Source organism: Gardnerella washingtoni (genome assembly GCF_049262705.1).
In the GTDB taxonomy this organism is placed as follows: Bacteria; Actinomycetota; Actinomycetes; order Actinomycetales; family Bifidobacteriaceae; genus Bifidobacterium; species Bifidobacterium vaginale_D.
This window is the reverse complement of record NZ_CP058398.1, coordinates 120,727-141,019: the sequence shown is the minus strand read 5'-3', so window position 1 is coordinate 141,019 and position 20,293 is coordinate 120,727. Positions and strand designations below refer to the sequence as shown.

Genomic DNA, 20,293 nt, shown 5'->3' with positions numbered 1-20,293 from the left:
GCTGAGTATTTGTTGATGAGTGAACACTAGCATCATTGCTGCTGCACACACCACACCAGACTCTCCTACCACGCACCCATCCGAAGCTCGGTTTTTCGACTCTAGTTGCACTAAGCAAACCACGCACTTTCGCAACAGACTGCACGAGTCTATGAGTTTTGTGTTAAAGATTAGTGAGATAGAGGTCAAGAAAATTTCGGGCAGAGTGCTAAAAGAGGAGCGCAGCGACGGGACGCACGATGCTGAAATTTCCTTGACCTCACAACACCAAAAACCAAACACACTAGCCAAAACTCATAGACGAAACTCAAGCACAACGAAAACAAAAATCGCAACTCAAAAAACAACTATCTCCCACAGCCACATATATAAACCCGCCAGCCAAACACCACGCAAGCGCGCAAACGATTACGCTTAGCTCTGTCCGAATGTTTAGGAAGAAAAGTGGATCTTGTAAACAAAGATTACGTAACGAAACCACTTTGCGATGGCGGCGATCTGGAGATGCAAAGAAAAGCGTTCATTACGGCAATCAACAAACAGCCAATCTACAAAATCATTTAGTGCGAGATTTAGTGCAGGAGCTATCGCATAAGATTACAATGAGTTTTAGCTGACGTATTACCTTCGTAAACCGTTGCAATTCCGCCTTTCTTCCCAAAATCGATATTTTTTATTACTGTAATCTACCCCAAAATCGATATTTTTACTACATAAGCGCACCATAAGCAATCAGACACGCGCGCAAAAACCATACTGCGCCAGTAACGAAAAAACGTCAATATTCGTTACTCGCGCAGAACGCCAACTGCACCAGTAACGAAAAAACAGAATTATACGTTACTCGCGCAGAAAGCCAACTGCACCAGTAACGAAAAAACAGAATTATACGTTACTCGCGCAGAAAGCCAACTGCACCAGTAACGAAAGAACAGAAAAGCGTTCGCACGGATAACGTGCTCACTTACAAAACTCGCGTTGGAAGTCTCCCCCGGACTTCCAACTTAAGCGAGTTTCCGCTTTGAAGGAGCTCGAAATCCCAATGATTTCAAGCTCGGTCAAAGCGCTCACGCAGAACGCCAACTGCACCAGTAACGAAAAAACGGTGACGTTCGCACGGATAACGCGCTCAAGCAGGTCGTCGCGTATTCGGTACAAACTCAATCCTGCAAGTCACGTTCAAAGCATTCGCAATACGATTCAAAAGCGCAATAGTCGGATTCCTTGAACCATTTTCCAACCTGCTAATATCCGACTGACTTATACCCGTCTTTTCCGACAGCTCAGCCTGAGTCAAACCAGCCTTTTTCCTCGCCATCACAAGCGACATAGTCAAATCTCTTTCCGGCTGAAGCGCATCATACTCCTTCTTGAACTCGGGATCCTTCATAAGCTCGTCAGTAAGCTCCTGCAAATCATTCACTCGCGTTCCCTGCACTACGCGCGTTTCCTGCAACTCTTGATTTTCCTGCAACTCTTGATTTTTCATCACAAGTCTATCTTTCTATTAAAATATTTAGCCCTTCTCTGCATAGCTACCAATATTTCACTACGCGGAGTTTTCTGCTGCTCTTTAACAAATCCATTGGTGGCAACAATAATCTTATCCGCATCAAAAAAGTACAAAATACGCACTATGTTGCTACCTAAAATAGTGCGAAGCTCAAAAATATGGTTGCCAACATGCTTACTAAGCTGCTCCCTTGCATCACTTCCTAGCATCTCCAAGCGATGCAAATCCGAAACCACCTTCGCTCACAACTTGACATCCAAACTTTTAATAAACTCGCGTACTGGCTTATCACCATCCTCATCACTGTAAAAAATCACATCAAACAATTCCCCCCAACCCCCTATTTATGTTATATATAGCATAATCCGTATATGCACACCTTGTCAAAACAGGCAACCAGAGACCCGCGCGCAGAAAGCATACTGCGCCAGTGTCCGAAGATAAGCAAAATCAGACACGCACGCAGCGCGACGACTGCGCCAGTGTCCGATAATCGACCACCAGAGACCCTAACGCAGAACACAAACTGCGCCAGTGTCCCAAAACAAGCAAAATCAGACACTAACGCAGAAAACACGCGCTCTCTAATTTGCAGTAATTAAAAAGACGATAGATTTTTATTTCTACCGTCTTGCTTAAAGCTCATACAACTATCTACTTTGTTCTCTGTGTATTAAATTTTCAAATTCTTATTGTTTAACATTCCCTCAAACATTGCATGATACATATCCTTCGACAATTCTTCTATCCTGGTAATACTTGATATTTTATTTCCCGCATCCTTTGATGATGCTCCACAAAGATAAAAGGCCTCATTTTCTGACCCAAAATCTAGTGCAATATATCTATCGTGGTATTTTTTATCGGATACCTTCAGATTCAGGTCTATGTTAGGATAATCTTTTCTAAAATCATCTAAAATATTTTTCGTAAGCATATCTTTATTTCTTACATTATCACTAAAAACTACGATTTGTACGTTATCTCTTGCAGCCCTTAAAAGTTCCAATGTTTTAAGCCCTATATAATTATCTATAACATAAATGCTTTTCTTTGCTGACTTATATATTTTTGTATATGCAACATCTGCTTCTATCTTATCTCCATTCATCAAAAGAAAATGCTTGTAGGTGTCCGGATCTATAAAATTATCCATTACCTTTTTCAAATCTTCTTTTGTTGCCAAGGTGCTAATTTTATCGTTTATATTTGCTATTTCTTTTGAATGCTGCATTATGTCATTTGTATTTTGACTTGTTTGCAATAACAGTTGCGTCATTTCTTTTGAACTAAGAAAGTCTCTATTTTCAACAATGAAGTCTTTCATCTGCTTAAACATTCGTATTAAAGCCTTGCTCTGTTTAACTGCCAGCTCTCCCCTTAATACAGTCATAAGCATATAGATGCCCTGTTCCGTAAAGGCATAAGGCATATATCTTCTACCACCTGAACCTTCATCTGATTTTGAGGTCAAAATTTTTGACCTCAAAAATTCCCATTCATCTTTTGTAAGTTGAAATCTAAAATCTTCATCAAATTTTTCTATGTTATTCTTTACTTGCTGATTAAATGTTTTTGTTTCATATCCATATATTTCAGCAAGTTCAAAATCAAGCATAACCTTTTGATTTCTTATATAGTGAATCTTACTTTTCACTGTACTTTCATCTATCACTACAATTTCTCTGTTTTCTTCTGCCATGAAATAAACCTCCAACATTATCTAAATATCTTTCCCAATTCGCCAACCATACGTTACTAACGCAGCGCGCAATCTACACCAGCAACGAAAAAACGGTGACGTTCGCACGGATAACGTGCTCACTTACGAAACTCGCGTTGGAAGTCCCCCGGACTTCCAACTTAAGCGAGTTCCCGCTTTGAAAGAGCTTGAAATCCCAATGATTTCAAGCTCGGTCAAAGCGCTAACGCAGCGCGCAATCTACACCAGCAACGAAAAAACGGTGACGTTCGCACGGATAACGTGCTCACTTACGAAACTCGCGTTGGAAGTCCCCCGGACTTCCAACTTAAGCGAGTTCCCGCTTTGAAAGAGCTTGAAATCCCAATGATTTCAAGCTCGGTCAAAGCGCTAACGCAGCGCGCAATCTACACCAGCAACGAAAAACAACAACACCGCGCGCTCTAAGCGCTCGCTCTCATCCAACGCGCATAATACGCGGCACACCAGCCTCAACAAGCTTACGCTCAAGATTCTTAATGCCAACAACATCTGCAAAATTAAAACGGACAATCTTACTCACACCGCACTCCCTCATCAGCCTCGACTCACGCTCAGCCTGTCTATCAATATTGCGATTAATAGCGGCCTGATTGTAGGAATTACGCAACATTTGATTATCAGCCGAAGAATTGAAATCAATATTCACATGAGCCGCATTGCTCGAATCAACAAAATACTTCCCATACCCATCAAGCTCACCAACAATCAGCCCACCGCCCGGAAGCTGCCACAAAAAATCACACCGATACTTGTACCCCGTATTAGACACAACAAACTCATGCTGCAACTCCGGCACCATAAACCCAAGATCAATCATCGTTCCGCGCGCAAAAGACTCGCCACCATTCTCACTTAATCCGTTCGCAAAACAGCAAAGACGACGCAATCGAAAAAGCGAATCCGCATCACTACCAGCGCCAACCACACTGCTAACACAAAATCCACTGCCGCCAACACCGCCAACACCGCCAACACCGCCAACACCGCCAACACCGCCAACACCGCAGTTACCGCAACCGCAATATCTACTTTCACAAATCTCAATCACCTTATTAAAATTCACATTATCGCGCGCAGCAGAATCAAAAATCGGCAAAGCAGACCTAAAACTCAAACTGTTAGCAGAATCAAAAAGCAGCGTACTTTTGTCAACAACATGACTTCTAATCTCGTAACTTACCCTATCGCTAAAATGCGGAAGCGTAACAAGACGCCCACCATACTTGCGACTTGGTTGCTCAATGCGCACGTCGTCACTCGTAGCATCCTGCTCCCTACCGGTCGCGCGAATACGATGCAATTGCGGATTGTCGTGCGCAGACTTATTAGTTTTGGAGCGAATATAAATCTGCGTTGGCTGCGTTTGAAGATTACTATTCTGTGAATCATATTCGCCACCAGCAAACAGCACATCGTAATCTTCCACAACGTTATAGCCAAATAACACTGCCCCACTCGTAACCGTAAACTTCCAATCCGGGTAAAGCTCCATCAAAGAAAGCACTATATGACGTATACGTTCTGGAGTATACAGCTTTCCCCAATATTCAGTTTGCGCGTAAAGATTGCGAAAAGTGCGCACAAAAGTGCCGTTTTTCACGCGTCTGTATGCATATTGTTTTTGAGCTGCGTGAATAGGTATGATGCATCTATGCTCTATTTCAGCGTCTCTTATCATACGTATCATTTCGTTGTTAGTTTTAGGCATACTACTGAGGTTATTTGAGAATACGATACATAAACAATAAATTTACAGCATTGTGGTTAAAAGGTATTTAAGGATGATTCATGTGTTACTAACGCAGAACGCCAACTGCGCAAGTAACGAAAAATCTGCATTATACGTTGCTAATGCAGAACGCCAACTGCGCAAGTAACTAAAAATCTGCATTATACGTTGCTAATGCAGAACACCAACTGCGCAAGTAACGAAAAAACGCTGTTATACGTTGTTAATGCAGAACGCAATCTGCACCAGTAACGAAAAATCTGCATTATACGTTACTAATGCAGAACGCAATATGTCCAGCAACAAAAAAGGAGCTTCAAGCCCGAAAGCTTGAAGCCCCATTTATATCAGATTAGCGCAATCACTCAGCTTCGTCGCCATAATCGCCCTGACCACCTTGATCATCAAGGAAGTCATCTGGATTAAAGTCGTCGCCGAGCTTCATATCACCAAAATCAATGTTGGAGAAGTCAACATCACCCATATCGCTTTCACCGAAGTTCGATGGCGTGCTATCAGCACCGCCTAAACCAAAGTTCGGGTAAATGGAGTCGCGAATCTGAGGATCTGGCTCTACCTTAGCGTTACGGTAACGCGCCAAACCAGTACCAGCTGGGATGAGCTTACCGATAATCACGTTCTCCTTCAAGCCCTTAAGGTCATCTTCCTTCTGGCTTAAGGCGGCTTCAGTAAGCACGCGCGTAGTCTCCTGGAAGGATGCTGCGGAAAGCCAAGAGTCAGTAGCCAACGAAGCCTTGGTAATACCCATAAGCTCTGGTCGACCAGCAGCAGGCTTACCACCGTTCTTCACAGCAGCCAAGTTTGCCTCGCGGAACTTTGCCTGATCCACAAGTTCACCTGGAAGAAGATCCGTATCACCAGAATCAATCACCGTAATGCGGCGAAGCATCTGATGCACAATAACTTCAATGTGCTTATCGTGAATATCTACACCCTGAGAACGGTACACGTTGTGCACTTCTTCCACGATATTCACCTGAGCTGCACGTGGGCCAAGAATACGCAGAATCTTCTTAGGATCCACAGAACCCTCAATCAACTGCGTACCAACTTCAACGTGGTCGCCGTCCTTAACCAGCATTGGCGCACGACGCGTCACTGGGTAAACGATTGGCTCAACCGTAGTGTCGTCTGGAGTTAAAGTCACCTGACGGCCGTGGTCAGTATCCTCAACCTTCACAACGCCTGGGAACTCAGCAATTGGAGCCTCGCCCTTAGGAGTACGAGCCTCGAAAAGCTCCGTAACACGAGGAAGACCCTGCGTAATATCGGAAGCCGAAGCAACACCACCGGAGTGGAAGGAACGAAGCGTAAGCTGCGTACCAGGCTCACCAATGGACTGTGCTGCCACAATACCAACAGCTTCGCCAACATCCACGAGTCGGCTCGTAGCCAAGGACCAGCCGTAGCACTTTGCGCAAACACCGCGCTTGGATTCGCAAGTAAGCACAGAACGCGCCTTAACTTCCTCAACGCCATGCGCAACCAAATCACGCAACACGTCCATAGAAAGCGCATCTCCGCACTTTGCCAAAACTGTTGTACCGTCAGCAGGATCGAGAACATCTGCAGCAAGCAAGCGCGAGTATGGACCACCATCAGCAGCCTTAACAAGCGTCAAATTGCCATTTTCGTCGCGATCAGCGATCTTCATCATAAGACCGCGCTTCGTGCCGCAATCTTCTTCGCGAACAATAACTTCCTGCGAAACGTCCACGAGTCGACGAGTCAAGTAGCCAGATTCTGCCGTACGAAGTGCGGTATCTGCCAAGCCCTTACGAGCGCCGTGCTGGGAGATGAAGTACTCCAACACAGACAAGCCGTCGCGGTAGTTTGACTTAACAGGTCGAGGAATAATCTCACCCTTAGGGTTTGCCACAAGACCTCGCATACCTGCAATCTGGCGAATCTGCATCCAGTTACCACGTGCGCCTGACTGAACCATGATGTTCACGTTGTTGTCATCGTGGAAGTTTTCGCGCATTGCGTCTGCGACCTTGTCGGTGCATTCGGTCCACAAGTTGATTAACTCTTGACGACGCTCTTCGTCTGTAAGAAGACCCATATCGTATTGAGAGTTGATTTTTGCAGCCTGATCCTCGTAATCTTGCGCAATCTGCTCGCGATTTGGAGGAAGCACAATGTCGGAGAATGCCATTGTTACGCCAGACCAAGGTGCGCGCGTAAAGCCGAGATCCTTCAAAGCATCAAGGCTTGCCGCCACTTGCGCTGTAGAGTAGCGTGTTGCGATATCGTCGACAATCTTGGAGAGTACGCCCTTTGGTACCTGTTCGTTAACAAACGGATAGTCGACTGGCAAAGTTCCGTTGAACAAAATACGTCCGCAAGAAGTTGCAAACAGTACTGTTCCGTCCTTAAAGCGTTCTTCGCGTACAACGTCTGGGCTACCTGGCTCAGGGTCAACGACCTTAATTTCAGCAGGTTCCCAATTCTTTGGCAGCACGAAGTCTGCAGGAACGCGAATCAACACCTTAGCCTGCATGTCAATTTCGTGCTTGTCGAGCGCCATTTCAGCTTCGGCGAGCGAGGAGAAGATGCGGCCCTGACCCTTGGCTCCCTCGATTACGGTAGACAAGTAGTAAAGACCCAAAATCATATCCTGGGATGGCATGGTAACGGTGTGACCGTCTGCTGGCTTCAAGATATTGTCGGAAGCCATCATCAAAGTACGAGCTTCAGCTTGAGCTTCGGCAGAAAGCGGAAGATGCACTGCCATCTGGTCACCATCGAAGTCTGCGTTGAATGCTGCGCAGGCAAGTGGTGGCAGGTGGATTGCTTTACCTTCAACCAAGATTGGCTCAAATGCTTGAATACCCAAGCGGTGAAGTGTAGGTGCACGGTTCAGCAGCACAGGATGCTCGGAAATAACTTCTTCCAAAACGCCCCACACTTCAGAGTCACCGCGGTCAACCAAACGCTTGGCGCTCTTCATATTCTGTGCGAAGCCCTGATCTACCAAACGCTTAATTACGAACGGCTTGAACAGCTCCAACGCCATTGGCTTAGGCAAACCGCACTGATGCATGCGAAGGCTTGGGCCAACGACGATTACGGAACGGCCGGAATAATCAACACGCTTACCGAGCAAGTTCTGACGGAATCGACCCTGCTTACCCTTAAGCATATCGGAAAGTGACTTTAATGGTCGGTTGGATGCGCCGGTTACCGGACGACCGCGGCGACCGTTGTCAAAGAGCGAGTCAACTGCTTCCTGAAGCATGCGCTTTTCGTTATTAAGCATGATTTCAGGAGCACCAAGCTCAATAAGTCGCTTCAAACGGTTGTTACGGTTGATGACGCGACGATACAAATCGTTCAAATCGGAGGTTGCGAAACGACCACCGTCAAGCTGAACCATTGGTCGCAAATCCGGTGGGATTACTGGAATCACATCCAAAACCATTGCTTCTGGCTTGTTGCCAGTAGTTAGGAATGCGTTGACTACCTTCAATCGCTTCAAAGCGCGAGCCTTGCGCTGACCAGTGCCACTGTCAATTTCTGCGCGAAGTTCCTCTGCAGCAGACTTCAAATCGAAGTCCTGCAAACGCTTCTTAATGGCCTCAGCACCCATGCAGCCTTCAAAGTAGTCACCGTAGCGATCTTCCATCTCGCGCCACAAGTCAACGTCGCCTTCCATATCGCCGGCACGCAAACCTTTGAAACGATCAAACACAGCGTTCAAACGCTGAATTTGCTCATCATAACGGGTGCGAATAGCAGACATCTCGCGCTCAGCACTGGCGCGCAACTTAGCACGAGCAGCACCTTTGCCTTCGCCAGATTCTTCCAGTTCGTGCAAATCTTCTTCGACTTTCTTTGCGCGCGCTTCAATTTCGTTATCGCGGCGCTTGCGAAGGTTGCCGATTTCAGTATCGAATTCGTCTTGCAAATCTGGAAGATCTTGATGACGCTGTTCTTCGTCGACTTTCGTAACCATGTAGGCTGCGAAGTAGATTACCTTTTCAAGATCTTTTGGTGCAATGTCGAGCAAGTAACCCAAACGGCTTGGCACACCCTTGAAGAACCAAATGTGCGTCACTGGAGCTGCAAGCTCAATATGTCCCATGCGTTCGCGGCGAACACGGCTGCGGGTAACTTCCACGCCGCATCGCTCGCACACGATTCCCTTAAAGCGCACACGCTTGTATTTGCCGCATGCGCACTCCCAGTCGCGAGTTGGACCGAAAATCTGCTCACCGAACAGACCGTCTTTCTCCGGCTTCAAGGTACGGTAATTAATAGTTTCTGGCTTCTTTACTTCGCCGTGGCTCCAGCTACGGATGTCGTCGGCGGTTGCCAGTCCAATCCTCAGTTTGTCAAATGCGTTGACGTCCAGCACTCTTATCGTCCTGTCTGTGAAATTGTTTTATACGTTTTTTAAAAGGTGTTTCTAAGCAAGTGTTACCAGCAAGGGCGCTTCTAAGCAAATGTTGATTTGTTGAGAAGCGCCGTTACTCACTTCTTGCAGAATCACTGGTATTCAGGTTCAACAGCAATCTGGTCTTCCTTGGCGGACGAATCTGGTCGAGCGCCAATATTGAAGCCAAGATCGTCGGAGGATGAAACTGGATCGTCCTCTTCGTCCTTCATGTCAATCGCAACGCCTTCAGCGTTCAACACTTCAACATTAAGTGAAAGCGACTGCATTTCCTTAAGCAACACCTTGAAGGATTCAGGAATGCCAGCTGGTGGCAGGTTATCGCCCTTGACGATAGCACCGTATACACGCACGCGGCCGTCGACGTCATCGGACTTCGTAGTCATCATTTCGTGCAATGTGTAAGCAGCGCCGTAAGCCTCGAGCGCCCACACTTCCATTTCGCCGAAGCGCTGGCCGCCGAACTGAGCCTTACCACCCAACGGCTGCTGGGTAATCATGGAGTAAGGGCCAGTGGAACGCGCGTGAATCTTATCATCAACCAAGTGATGCAGCTTCAAAATGTACATGTAGCCCACGGAAATTGGCTTCGGGAATGGCTCACCAGTACGACCATCAAACAGCGTTGCCTTACCATCGGAACCAACAAGCTTGTCGCCATCGCGATTGGTGAGAGTTGTAGAAAGCAAGCCCTTCAACGTTTCTGGACGCACGCCGTCGAATACTGGCGTTGCAACTGGAGTACCAGGATCACCATGTTCAGCACCCTGCGGAACGTACTTCTTCCAAGCTGCTTCAAGATCTGGATCCAGGTTAATATCCCAACCAGCGTGAGCAATCCAACCCAAGTGAAGCTCGAGCACCTGACCCAAGTTCATTCGAGAAGGCACGCCCAACGGGTTAAGCATAATGTCAACTGGAGTACCGTCAGCCAAGAATGGCATATCTTCTTCTGGAAGAATGCGGGAAATAACACCCTTGTTGCCGTGACGACCGGAAAGCTTATCGCCTTGCGTAATCTTACGATGCTGAGCAATGTAAACGCGAATCATTTGGTTCACGCCATTTGGAAGCTCGTCACCGTCGTCCTCAGCGTCTTCGCGGGTGATTTCCTTCACTGCAATCACAGTACCAGTTTCGCCGTGCGGTACGCGCAACGAAGTATCGCGCACTTCGCGGCTCTTTTCGCCGAAGATTGCGCGGAGCAAACGCTCTTCTGGAGTAAGCTCGGTTTCACCCTTAGGAGTTACCTTACCAACCAAAATATCGCCAGCTTCAACCTCAGCACCGATGCGAATAATACCGCGCTCGTCGAGATTTGCAATTGCGTCTTCACCAACGTTTGGTAAGTCGCGCGTGATTTCTTCAGCACCCAACTTAGTTTCGCGAGCGTCGATTTCGTACTCTTCAATATGAATGGAAGAAAGCGTATCGTCTTGCACAAGACGCTGGGAAATAATCACAGCATCCTCGTAGTTGTAACCATTCCAAGGCATGAACGCAACGAGCAAATTCTTACCCAATGCAAGTTCACCCTTTTCGGTTGCAGGACCATCTGCAAGTACAGTACCAGCTTCTACGCGCTCACCGTCTTTAATAAGCGGCACTTGGTTGTAGCAGGTAGTTTGGTTGGAACGCTGGAACTTAGAAAGCTTGTAGCTGGACTGAGTTCCATCGTCGTTCATAACGCGAATAATATCTGCAGAAACATAGATTACTACACCAGGCTTTTCTGCCAAGATTACGTCGCCAGAATCAACTGCAGCACGCCATTCGGAACCGGTGCCAACAAGCGGACGCTCGGACTTAATCAGCGGCACAGCCTGACGCTGCATGTTCGTACCCATCAATGCACGGTGGCCTTCGTCGTGTTCCAAGAATGGAATCAAGGAAGCGCCGAGGGAAACCATCTGACGAGGGGAAACATCCATGTAATCTACAGTGCTTACAGGCACATCGACTGCTTCTTCTTCGTCCACACGAGCAAGTGCTTGAGTGCCTACGAAGTTGCCGTTTTCGTCGAGTTCCTGGTTTGCCTGAGCAATAACGTGTTCGGCTTCGCGGTCTGCAGTCATGTATTCAACTTCATTCGTTACATGACCATTCACAACCTTGCGGTATGGCGTTTCGATGAAGCCGAATGGGTTGATGCGTCCGAAGGTTGCCAAAGAACCGATAAGACCGATGTTTGGACCTTCTGGGGATTCGATTGGGCACATACGTCCGAAGTGGGATGGGTGCACGTCTCGAACTTCCATGGAAGCGCGATCGCGAGAAAGACCACCAGGACCAAGTGCGGAAAGACGACGCTTGTTCGTAACGCCTGCCAAAGGATTGTTCTGATCCATAAACTGGCTAAGCTGGGAAGTTCCGAAGAATTCCTTAATAGTTGCGTTTACTGGGCGAATGTTAATCAAGGACTGAGGAGTAATTGCTTCCGCATCCTGAGTTGTCATACGTTCGCGCACAACGCGCTCCATGCGGCTTAAGCCAGTACGAAGCTGATTCTGCACAAGCTCGCCAACCTGACGAATACGACGGTTGCCGAAATGATCAATATCGTCAACATCAACGCGCAACTGCACATCTTGACCATCGCGCTTACCTGGGAAGGTTTTCTCACCGGAGTGTAAGGTTACCAAATATTTGATAGTGGCGATAATATCTTCACGATTCAAGCTGCGATCAGCGTAGTCGGCTTCAATACCGAGCTTGCGGTTGATCTTGTAACGACCAACACGAGCCAAGTCATAACGCTTCGTATTGAAGTAGAAGGAATCGAGAAGATTGCGACCAGCTTCTGGAGTTGCAGTATCTGCTGGGCGAATCTTACGATATAAATCGGTAAGTGCATCGTCTTGCGTTTCGATTGGTTCCTTTGCGAGCGCATCCAAAACGAGTGGATAGCCTTGGAAAGCGTCGGCAATCTCATCTTTGGTCATACCGATAGCCATAAGGAATACGATTGCAGACTGCTTGCGCTTACGATCAACACGAACGCCTAAAACGTCGCGCTTATCAATCTCAAATTCCAACCATGCACCGCGGCTTGGGATAATCTTCGCGCCGAAAACATCCTTGTCGGAAGTGCGATCTTGCGTGCGATCGAAGTACACACCTGGAGAACGCACAAGCTGCGAAACGATTACTCGCTCGGTGCCGCCAATAATAAAGGTACCGTGTGGTGTTTGCAGTGGGAAATCACCCATGAAAACAGTCTGGCTTTTAATTTCGCCAGTTTCGCCGTTTTCAAACTCAGCGTTCACATACAGTGGAGCAGAATAGGTGTAATCCTTTTCCTTGCACTCAAGCACAGTGTGACGTGGTTCTTCAAAGTATGGGTCAGAGAATGTGAGGCTCATGGTCTCAGCGAAATTCTCAATTGGGGAAATCTCTTGGAAGACTTCGTCAAGACCGGAAACGTGAGGTACGGTATGAGTTCCGTTTGCCTCATCTTCAGCAACGCGCTTCTTCCAGCGTTCAGAACCAATCAACCAATCAAAGCTGTCGGTTTGCACGCCGAGGAGGTATGGCACATCAATAGGCTCACAAATAGAGCCAAAATTCACACGATCTGACGCTTTGTGCAACTTAATATCATGCTCGTCAGCACGTGCGATGACTTTCGTGGTGCTCGTCATAGCTTGTTCAGCAGCCAATGGACGTTCCTTTATCACTCGCTAGTTAACTATTTAATCTTGTAATCTTTGAAAACTAAAGAAATTCGCGGCAAATGAAGTGCTATTGAAGCAGATTGCAATTCGCGGGCGCCTTCTTCGGTTCCATGAGTATGCCCGCTATATGACACACCTTACACAGATTGTCTATTTTATCAAAAACTCCAGACTTTTCGCCGCTATCACCCTGACAACAAAAAACGACAACAAAAGCCGGAAAAGTTGCGCGCGTTTGCGCGACGACCTGCTTGAGCGCTGCGATTTAGTGCGCGAAAGTAACTCGGAGCGTGAGCTTGCTCAGGGTTGAAAGCACAGTGTGCTTTCAACGCAAGCTCAGTAGCAAGTACGCTTAGACCGCGCGAGCGTTACACTCCGCCCAAGTCCACAATCTCGGGATAAAGTGCGAGCAAATGTGGACTTGCACACGACCCAAGTACACAAACGCAGGGAATTCTCCGGCAAATGTTTCTGTAGCTTTGCAGTCATGCTTCTGCAAAAATTGATTCTGTAGCTTTGCAGTCATGCTCTGCTAACACTGCTTGTGTAGCTTTGCAGTCATGCTTTGCTAACGTTGATTACTTGTTGATTCATGAAACTTTAACATTCATGCTCTGCAGACGCTGAGTATTTGTTGATGAGTGAACACTAGCATCCGTGCTGCTGCACACACTACGCCAAACCCACTCAACCACCAACCCACCCGAAACTTAGTTACGTGACTTGAGTTGCACTGAGTAAGCCACGCACTTTCGCAACTTTCTGCACGAGTCTATGAGTTTTGTGTTAAAGAGTAACGAAGTAGAGGTCAAGAAAATTTCGAGCAGAGTGCTAAAAGAGGAGCGTAGCGACGGGACGCACGATGCTGAAATTTCCTTGACCTCACAACACTAAACACCAAACACATCAGACAAAACTCATAGACGATACGCAAGCATAACGAAAACAAAAATCGTAACTCAAGAGAAATCAACTATCTCCCACAGCCACTCCAGAAACCCGCCAGCCAAACACTACCCAAAACTCGCGCCACATTAAACGATACAAGTTGCGAGTAAACTAAATACGTTACGATTACGAAGTTACGTAAGGAATACTTAAAAAGCTAAGGAATAGCATGAATAACAGCGAAAAGACGCAAGAAGTAGCAGCCAAAATCGACGCACAAACCGAAGAACAAACCGACGCACACAAAGCCGCCGCAAGCCGCGTAGAGCAAATGTACGAGTACGGCTACCGCAAGTCAAACTACGGCCCAGACGAGCTTGTAACTGATGCTCACGGCAATCCGATTAGCGTTATGGACGCCATGCTCAGCGCCGACGACGCTGCGCGCACCGAAACGCACACGCCTCACCTTTGCTTCTACTCCCCTCGTATTCCAGGAAATACCGGTTCTGCGATTCGTCTTTGCGCTGTAACCGGCACGATTTTGCACTTGGTTGAGCCGCTTGGTTTTAATTTGCATGATACTAAGTTGCGTCGCGCAGGTTTGGATTATCACGATATGGCTCACGTTGTTTTGCATCCTAATTTTGAGAATTTAGTTGAGTCGATGCCAAATTCGCGAATTATTGCGTTTACTGCAAATGCCACAAAACTTTATACCGAAATTGAGTATAAGCCGAACGATATTCTGCTTTTTGGTCCAGAACCTGGAGATATTCCAGATCCGATGGATGTTATGGCTGGTCCACATGTTGCCGAACAGGTACGCTTGCCTATGCGCCCGTCACTTCGCAGTCTGAATCTTACGAATTGCGCTTCTATTGCAGTGTACGAAGCGTGGAGGCAGCTCGGTTTTGCAGGCGGAAAGTAGTCACGAATTACACGACGTTTACATCATTGAGCATGCAACACAATCCGCAATCTCTCCTGAAAGAATCTCTCCCGAAGGCACATCTCCCGAAAGCACATCTCACCGAGGACTCTCTTCAGGAAGAACATCTCCCCGAAAAATCTCCTCAATCATTGCGCGAATTGGCATCACTTACACGCAATAGCGTTGCACTTTTTTGGCACAATTGCGCACGCGATTTGCCTTGGAGATTTGGGCGCACTACCCCTTGGGGTGTTCTTGTGTGCGAAGTGATGAGCCAACAAACGCAAATGAGCCGCGTTGTACCATATTGGCTCACTTGGATGCAAACTTGGCCAGATGCACAATCGCTAGCACACGCTACGAGTGCTGAAGTTATTACGGCTTGGGGTCGCCTCGGGTATCCTCGACGTGCATTGCGTTTACAATCTTGCGCCAAAGTTGTAGCAGAAACATATCACAATAAGCTGCCACGCACTTATGAGGAACTTACTGCCTTGCCAGGTGTAGGCGATTACACAGCCAGTGCGGTACTCAGTTTTGCTTATGGTAAGCACATTGCGGTGGTTGATACGAATATTCGCCGCGTGCTTGTGCGCGCTTTCACTGGGACTGAATCGCATGGCGGTAGCACAACGCAATCTGACCGCGAGCTTGCTGCAGCGGTATTGCCGGAAGATAATCACAGCGCTACCAACGCTACCAATGCTACTAACGCTTCCAGCGCTACCTGCACTTCCAGCGCTACCTGCACTTCATCTGTTTGGAATCAAGCAATTATGGAAATTGGCGCTACCATTTGCACAGCACAATCTCCGCAATGCACTGTATGCCCTTTGCAAACGTGGTGTCGTTTCAAAGCTGCTGGATTTCCAGGTCTTGGCGTACGTCGCACCCGTCCCCAGCAACATTTTGCCGGCACCAATCGGCAAGTGCGCGGCATTATTTTGCAAGCCTTACGTGAAGCACATAGAAAACAACAAGTATTGCAACATAGCGAAATCAGCAATTTATGGTCGAATCAAGCGCAACTTGGTGAATGTATTGCTTCACTCGATCATGACAGACTTATTACCATATTGCCAGATGGTACTTTAACACTACCTTAAGTAACTAAGTAAGTAAGTAAGTAATTACGCTGCTTTTATAACTCTTTAATGAACAATGTAATTACTTTTGTAAGTAAGTTTATCCTGTGCAGTTTGTAGTTGCATATAATTCGTCTCATCGACGTATGTATTACAATAGTAAGTATGTCAATGCCAACTACGTCACCACGCGATCCGCATAGCAAAGCGAGCACAATATTGCCGCGTAAGCAAAAGCGCAAGCCTGTACGTAAGATGAGTGCAGAACGACGCAGAATGTATCGTCGCCGCAGGATTGTGGTTGGCATTGCTTTGCTATTATTGTTGACATTGGCAGTATTTTGCATTATCAGTTTAGGAAAAGGTCTTGCTGCTATTGGCAATGCAATCGCTGGTCATGAAGTTACTGTAGCGCGCAAATCTGTTCCTGATCCGCGTCCAGTTGGTTTAACTCCTCGCTGCAGTGCTCGAGATATTCGTCTTGAACTTTCTACTAAATCTCAAACTGTCCCTATGAGCGGTAGCGTTGAATTAACTGAGAGATTTATATATGAGGGTAATACTTCATGTCTTATTGACGCTTCTAATATGAATGCTGTGCTAACTATCAACGCAAGTAACTCGGCAGCTCAAAATCAAAATGCGAAAGATAGTAAAACACATAAAAATAACGAAAATGCTGCTAACTTAAATAATACAGACTACTTATCTCATGCAATATGGCGATCTGACAGTTGTGACTCTGCATTAAAGCCGCTGCTTATGGCGAAGGGTGATCATTTCGAGAAGAAAATTACTTGGAATACCAATACTACCGTCGGAAAAGGCTGTAGTGCGGATGAAGATTTACCGAAGGTGGATCGCGGCACATACGTTGCGCGGCTTGAGCATAAGCGCGTACCGGGACTTCACAGCGAGCCAGTGCTCATTAACGTGCAGTAGGATTCACGCACGCAACGACCTGCTTGAGCGTAACACTCCAAACGCGAGAGAATCATCTCGCATTTGGAGAGTTTGAGGTTGCGCAGCACTCCAAACACGCGCTCAGGGTTGAAAGCACGGTGTGCTTAACGCTCGCGCAGCACTTTGACCGAGCTTGAAATCAACAGGATTTCAAGCTCCTTCAAAGCGTGATTTGGCTCAAATGTGAAGCACGGTGTGCTTCACATGCCAAATCAGCCGAACGGCTATCAATAGCCGTGAGGAACAAGCGCTCACTACTGAGCTTGCGTTGAAAGCACACTGTGCTTTCAACTTGAGCAAGCTCAGCGAATCGAAGTGACTTCTCGCGCATTATGCAGCTCGAAGTCGTCGATTCGCAAATCAGCCGAACGGCTATCAATAGCCGTGAGGAACAAGCGCTCAAGCAGGTCGGAGCGCTAGTTCTTAAAGCTGTGAACAGGCGCCGGAATCCGCCCACCGCGCGTCACAAACGCTTCACAACTGGTTTGGTTTACTGGAATAATCGGCGCATATCCCATCAATCCGCCGAAATTCGCCATCTCACCCACACCCTTGCCGATCACTGGAATAACGCGCACAGCAGTAGTCTTTTGATTAATCATGCCAATCGCAGATTCGTCAGCAATCATTCCTGAAATCGTTGCTGCGGAAGTATCTCCTGGAATAGCAATCATATCGAGGCCAACCGAGCATACGCACGTCATTGCTTCAAGCTTTTCAATCGTCAAGCAACCCGACTTCGCTGCGGCAATCATATTCGCATCTTCCGAAACAGGTATAAACGCTCCAGAAAGACCGCCAACATAGCTACTCGCCATAATGCCGCCCTTCTTAACCTGATCGTTCAGCATTGCGAGCGCAGCAGTTGTTCCAGGAGCTCCAACCTGCTCCAAGCCAATCTTCTCAAGCACTTCGCCAACGGAATCTCCAACTGCAGGAGTTGGAGCAAGCGACAAGTCTATAATTCCAAACGGAATACCAAGTCTGCGAGAAGCCTCTTGCGCAACCAATTGCCCAACTCGCGTAATCTTAAATGCTGTGCGCTTAATTGTTTCGCACAGGAACGCAAAATCTTTGCCGCGAGCCGCATCTAGTGCGCGCGAAACAACGCCTGGTCCAGAAACGCCTACGTTAATCACAGCATCGCCTTCAGTTACGCCATGGAATCCGCCTGCCATAAAAGGATTGTCGTCTGGAGCATTGCAAAAAGCCACAAATTTAACGCAGCCGTAAGAATCTTTGCTAGCCGTAGCTTCGGCGATTTGCTTAATTGTGTGACCTAAAAGCTCCACGCAATCCATATCTATACCGGTTCGTGTGGAACCAACGTTTACTGACGAACACACAATTTCTGTTTCACTTAAGGCTTGCGGAAGTGATTCAATAAGCATGCGGTCAGCTGCGGTCATCGATTTTGCAGGAAGCGCGGAATATCCGCCGATTAAATCAACGCCAACTTTGTGCGCTGCACTATCGAGAGCGCGCGCAATTTCAACGAAATCTTCAGGTTTTTTACAGGCGGATGCACCAACAAGCGAAATCGGCGTAACTGTAATGCGCTTATTTACAATTGGAATACCGTAGTCGCGCGAAATGTTGTTGCCAGTTTTTACTAAATTTTTAGCAAGACGCGTAATTTTTGCTTCAACATTGCGGCACACGTCCTGCAAATTTTCTGAAGCACAATCGAGCAGGTTGATTCCCATGGTGATTGTGCGAACATCGAGCTGTTCTTGCTCAATCATCGAATTAGTTTCGCTTACTTCCATCAGGTTGAGCATGGCGTACTTCCTTACGTTTCCTTAGATTGCTACGATATTGCTACGATATTGCTAGGAATTTTAGATTCTGTGCATTGCAGTAAAAATATTGCTACGCTGGCAGCGAATACGCACGCCAATTTCAGTACCGAGTGTTTCTAATCCTGCAGCAAACTCACCGAACTCGCAATCCACAGTTGACACGTCAACAATCATCATCATATTGAAAAAGCCATCAACAATAGTCTGAGAAATATTCAAAATATTGACGTTATGCCCGGCAGCATGCGAAGTAACTTTTGCAATAATACCAACGGTATCGCAGCCAACAACGGTAATAATCGCTTTAGAAGCATCGGATTGCAGTACTTCTTGCGATTCATCATGCTCTGCAACTGTAGTATTGGCGACCATATTTGCCTCCTGCTGTTACGAACCGCAGTATGCGGATTTATTTTATTGTATATTTTATGCGTAAATTTTATTTGCGCACTCAGCTTTATTTGCGCACTCAGCTTTATTTGTAAAGCTTAACTTTATTCGTAAGGCTTATTCTTATTTATAAAATTACGCGTAAATATTATGCTGCTTCATATCTTCCGGAAGTGCATTGCGCAGTGACACAAGCGATCCAGACCGGAATACGGAACGAATACCGGCAGCAAGAAGAGGCGCAATCGAAAGAACTGTCATATTACTAAGTCGCTTTTCTTCTGGCACAGGAACGGTATCCGTCACAATGATTTCGCGCACACCCGCATCTTTCAAACGCTCAACAGCAGGACCGGAAAGCAAAGCATGCGTTGCAACCAACGTCACAGACTTAGCGCCTGCCTCACGCAAAGTGCGCACAGCTTCACAAATGGTGCCAGCAGTATCAATCATATCGTCAACAACAATGCAGTCGCGACCTTGAATTTCACCAATAATTCCGTGAGCTTCAGCGTGATTTGGACGCGTAATATCGCGCGTTTTGTGAATAAAAGCAAGAGGCAAATTGCCAAGTTTTGCAGCCCACTGTTCAGAAACTTTAATTCGCCCTGCGTCAGGAGAAACAATGGTTGCGTTGTCGAGCTTCATAGAATTACGCACATAATCAATAAGCACAGGCATAGCAGTTAAATGGTCAACCGGGCCGTCAAAGAAGCCCTGCTCCTGAGTTGCGTGCATGTCAACTGTCAAAATTCTAGTAGCACCTGCAGCACGGAATAAATCAAACATAAGGCGCGCAGTAATAGGTTCGCGGCCTTGATGCTTTTTATCTTGACGCGAATACCCAAAGAACGGCGCAACCACGTTAATGCTGCGAGCAGACGCGCGGCGCAAGGAATCAACCATAAGAAGCTGTTCCATAATCCAATTGTTAATAGGATTCGTATGCGCTTGAAGCACAAAAACATCCGCTCCACGAACCGGCTGCGTAAAGCGCACGTACATTTCGCCATTCGCAAAATCGTAGGCAGTTGTCTCAAGCACGTCAATACCAAGATATTGCGCAGTTTCTTTGGCAAGTTCCGGATACGCACGACCCGTAACCAGCATCATCTGCTTTTTTGAATCGCCTTCAAGAATTATTGACATAA

The 20,293-nt window shown here is 46.9% G+C and carries 13 protein-coding genes; 3 read left to right on the top strand and 10 right to left on the bottom strand.

The window, feature by feature from the left end:
• Window positions 1–1,129: 1,129 nt before the first annotated feature.
• The 6 genes from HXT28_RS00430 to rpoB form a co-directional block, all read right to left on the bottom strand.
• Entirely contained in the window at window positions 1,130–1,489 is a 360-nt protein-coding gene (locus HXT28_RS00430; RefSeq protein ID WP_422113669.1) for a helix-turn-helix domain-containing protein, read from the bottom strand.
• Window positions 1,489–1,749 carry a type II toxin-antitoxin system RelE/ParE family toxin gene (locus HXT28_RS00425; RefSeq protein WP_422113470.1) on the bottom strand — a complete coding sequence of 87 codons (261 nt, stop codon included), beginning with the start codon at window positions 1,747–1,749 and terminating at the stop codon, window positions 1,489–1,491. The genes HXT28_RS00430 and HXT28_RS00425 overlap by 1 nt, the downstream gene beginning before the upstream one ends.
• Before the next feature lie 437 nt (window positions 1,750–2,186).
• Window positions 2,187–3,215, bottom strand: a complete 1,029-nt coding sequence (locus HXT28_RS00420; protein WP_422113469.1) for an ORF6N domain-containing protein — start codon at window positions 3,213–3,215, stop codon at window positions 2,187–2,189.
• A 457-nt stretch (window positions 3,216–3,672) separates the two neighbouring features.
• Window positions 3,673–4,935, bottom strand: a complete 1,263-nt coding sequence (locus HXT28_RS00415) for an AMP-dependent synthetase (protein WP_422113468.1) — start codon at window positions 4,933–4,935, stop codon at window positions 3,673–3,675.
• Between the two features lie 412 nt (window positions 4,936–5,347).
• Window positions 5,348–9,367: a DNA-directed RNA polymerase subunit beta' gene (locus tag HXT28_RS00410; RefSeq protein WP_064347754.1), complete on the bottom strand. Its 4,020-nt coding sequence runs from the start codon at window positions 9,365–9,367 to the stop codon at window positions 5,348–5,350.
• A 131-nt stretch (window positions 9,368–9,498) separates the two neighbouring features.
• Window positions 9,499–13,047 carry a DNA-directed RNA polymerase subunit beta gene (rpoB, locus tag HXT28_RS00405; protein ID WP_064347766.1) on the bottom strand — a complete coding sequence of 1,183 codons (3,549 nt, stop codon included), beginning with the start codon at window positions 13,045–13,047 and terminating at the stop codon, window positions 9,499–9,501.
• Between the two features lie 1,150 nt (window positions 13,048–14,197).
• On the opposite strand from rpoB, the gene HXT28_RS00400 reads away from it, so the two are divergent.
• The 3 genes from HXT28_RS00400 (at window position 14,198) to HXT28_RS00390 (ending at window position 16,929) form a co-directional block, all read left to right on the top strand.
• Window positions 14,198–14,899, top strand: a complete 702-nt coding sequence (locus HXT28_RS00400; RefSeq protein WP_422113467.1) for a tRNA (cytidine(34)-2'-O)-methyltransferase — start codon at window positions 14,198–14,200, stop codon at window positions 14,897–14,899.
• Window positions 14,900–14,931: 32 nt separating this feature from the next.
• Window positions 14,932–16,008 (top strand): A/G-specific adenine glycosylase, encoded by a 1,077-nt coding sequence (locus HXT28_RS00395; protein ID WP_422113466.1) that lies wholly within the window; start codon window positions 14,932–14,934, stop codon window positions 16,006–16,008.
• A gap of 150 nt (window positions 16,009–16,158) precedes the next feature.
• Window positions 16,159–16,929, top strand: coding sequence for a peptide ABC transporter permease (locus HXT28_RS00390; protein WP_422113465.1), 771 nt, complete (start codon window positions 16,159–16,161; stop codon window positions 16,927–16,929).
• Window positions 16,930–17,110: 181 nt separating this feature from the next.
• Here the strand turns inward: HXT28_RS00390 and HXT28_RS00385 are convergent, their stop codons facing one another.
• From HXT28_RS00385 to HXT28_RS00370, 4 genes are all read right to left on the bottom strand, one after another.
• Entirely contained in the window at window positions 17,111–17,281 is a 171-nt protein-coding gene (locus HXT28_RS00385) for a hypothetical protein (protein ID WP_422113464.1), read from the bottom strand.
• 85 nt (window positions 17,282–17,366) lie between these two features.
• Window positions 17,367–18,731, bottom strand: a complete 1,365-nt coding sequence (locus tag HXT28_RS00380) for a PFL family protein (RefSeq protein ID WP_422113463.1) — start codon at window positions 18,729–18,731, stop codon at window positions 17,367–17,369.
• Window positions 18,732–18,791: 60 nt separating this feature from the next.
• Window positions 18,792–19,124, bottom strand: coding sequence for an ACT domain-containing protein (locus HXT28_RS00375; RefSeq protein ID WP_422113462.1), 333 nt, complete (start codon window positions 19,122–19,124; stop codon window positions 18,792–18,794).
• A 153-nt stretch (window positions 19,125–19,277) separates the two neighbouring features.
• A complete protein-coding gene (locus HXT28_RS00370; protein ID WP_422113461.1) occupies window positions 19,278–20,291 on the bottom strand; it encodes a ribose-phosphate diphosphokinase in 1,014 nt (337 codons plus the stop codon).
• Between the last annotated feature and the right edge of the window lie 2 nt (window positions 20,292–20,293).

What these genes read in the sequence shown, in the direction of transcription:
- HXT28_RS00430 (WP_422113669.1), bottom strand. Translation starts at nt 1,489, where the DNA reads ATGAAAAATCAAGAGTTGCAGGAAAATCAAGAGTTGCAGGAAACGCGC.
- HXT28_RS00400 (WP_422113467.1), top strand. Translation starts at nt 14,198, where the DNA reads ATGAATAACAGCGAAAAGACGCAAGAAGTAGCAGCCAAAATCGACGCA.
- HXT28_RS00385 (WP_422113464.1), bottom strand. Translation starts at nt 17,281, where the DNA reads ATGCGCGAGAAGTCACTTCGATTCGCTGAGCTTGCTCAAGTTGAAAGC.
- HXT28_RS00380 (WP_422113463.1), bottom strand. Translation starts at nt 18,731, where the DNA reads ATGCTCAACCTGATGGAAGTAAGCGAAACTAATTCGATGATTGAGCAA.
- HXT28_RS00370 (WP_422113461.1), bottom strand. Translation starts at nt 20,291, where the DNA reads ATGTCAATAATTCTTGAAGGCGATTCAAAAAAGCAGATGATGCTGGTT.
- rpoB (WP_064347766.1), bottom strand. Translation starts at nt 13,047, where the DNA reads ATGACGAGCACCACGAAAGTCATCGCACGTGCTGACGAGCATGATATT.
- HXT28_RS00420 (WP_422113469.1), bottom strand. Translation starts at nt 3,215, where the DNA reads ATGGCAGAAGAAAACAGAGAAATTGTAGTGATAGATGAAAGTACAGTG.
- HXT28_RS00415 (WP_422113468.1), bottom strand. Translation starts at nt 4,935, where the DNA reads ATGATAAGAGACGCTGAAATAGAGCATAGATGCATCATACCTATTCAC.
- HXT28_RS00390 (WP_422113465.1), top strand. Translation starts at nt 16,159, where the DNA reads ATGCCAACTACGTCACCACGCGATCCGCATAGCAAAGCGAGCACAATA.
- HXT28_RS00375 (WP_422113462.1), bottom strand. Translation starts at nt 19,124, where the DNA reads ATGGTCGCCAATACTACAGTTGCAGAGCATGATGAATCGCAAGAAGTA.
- HXT28_RS00395 (WP_422113466.1), top strand. Translation starts at nt 14,932, where the DNA reads ATGCAACACAATCCGCAATCTCTCCTGAAAGAATCTCTCCCGAAGGCA.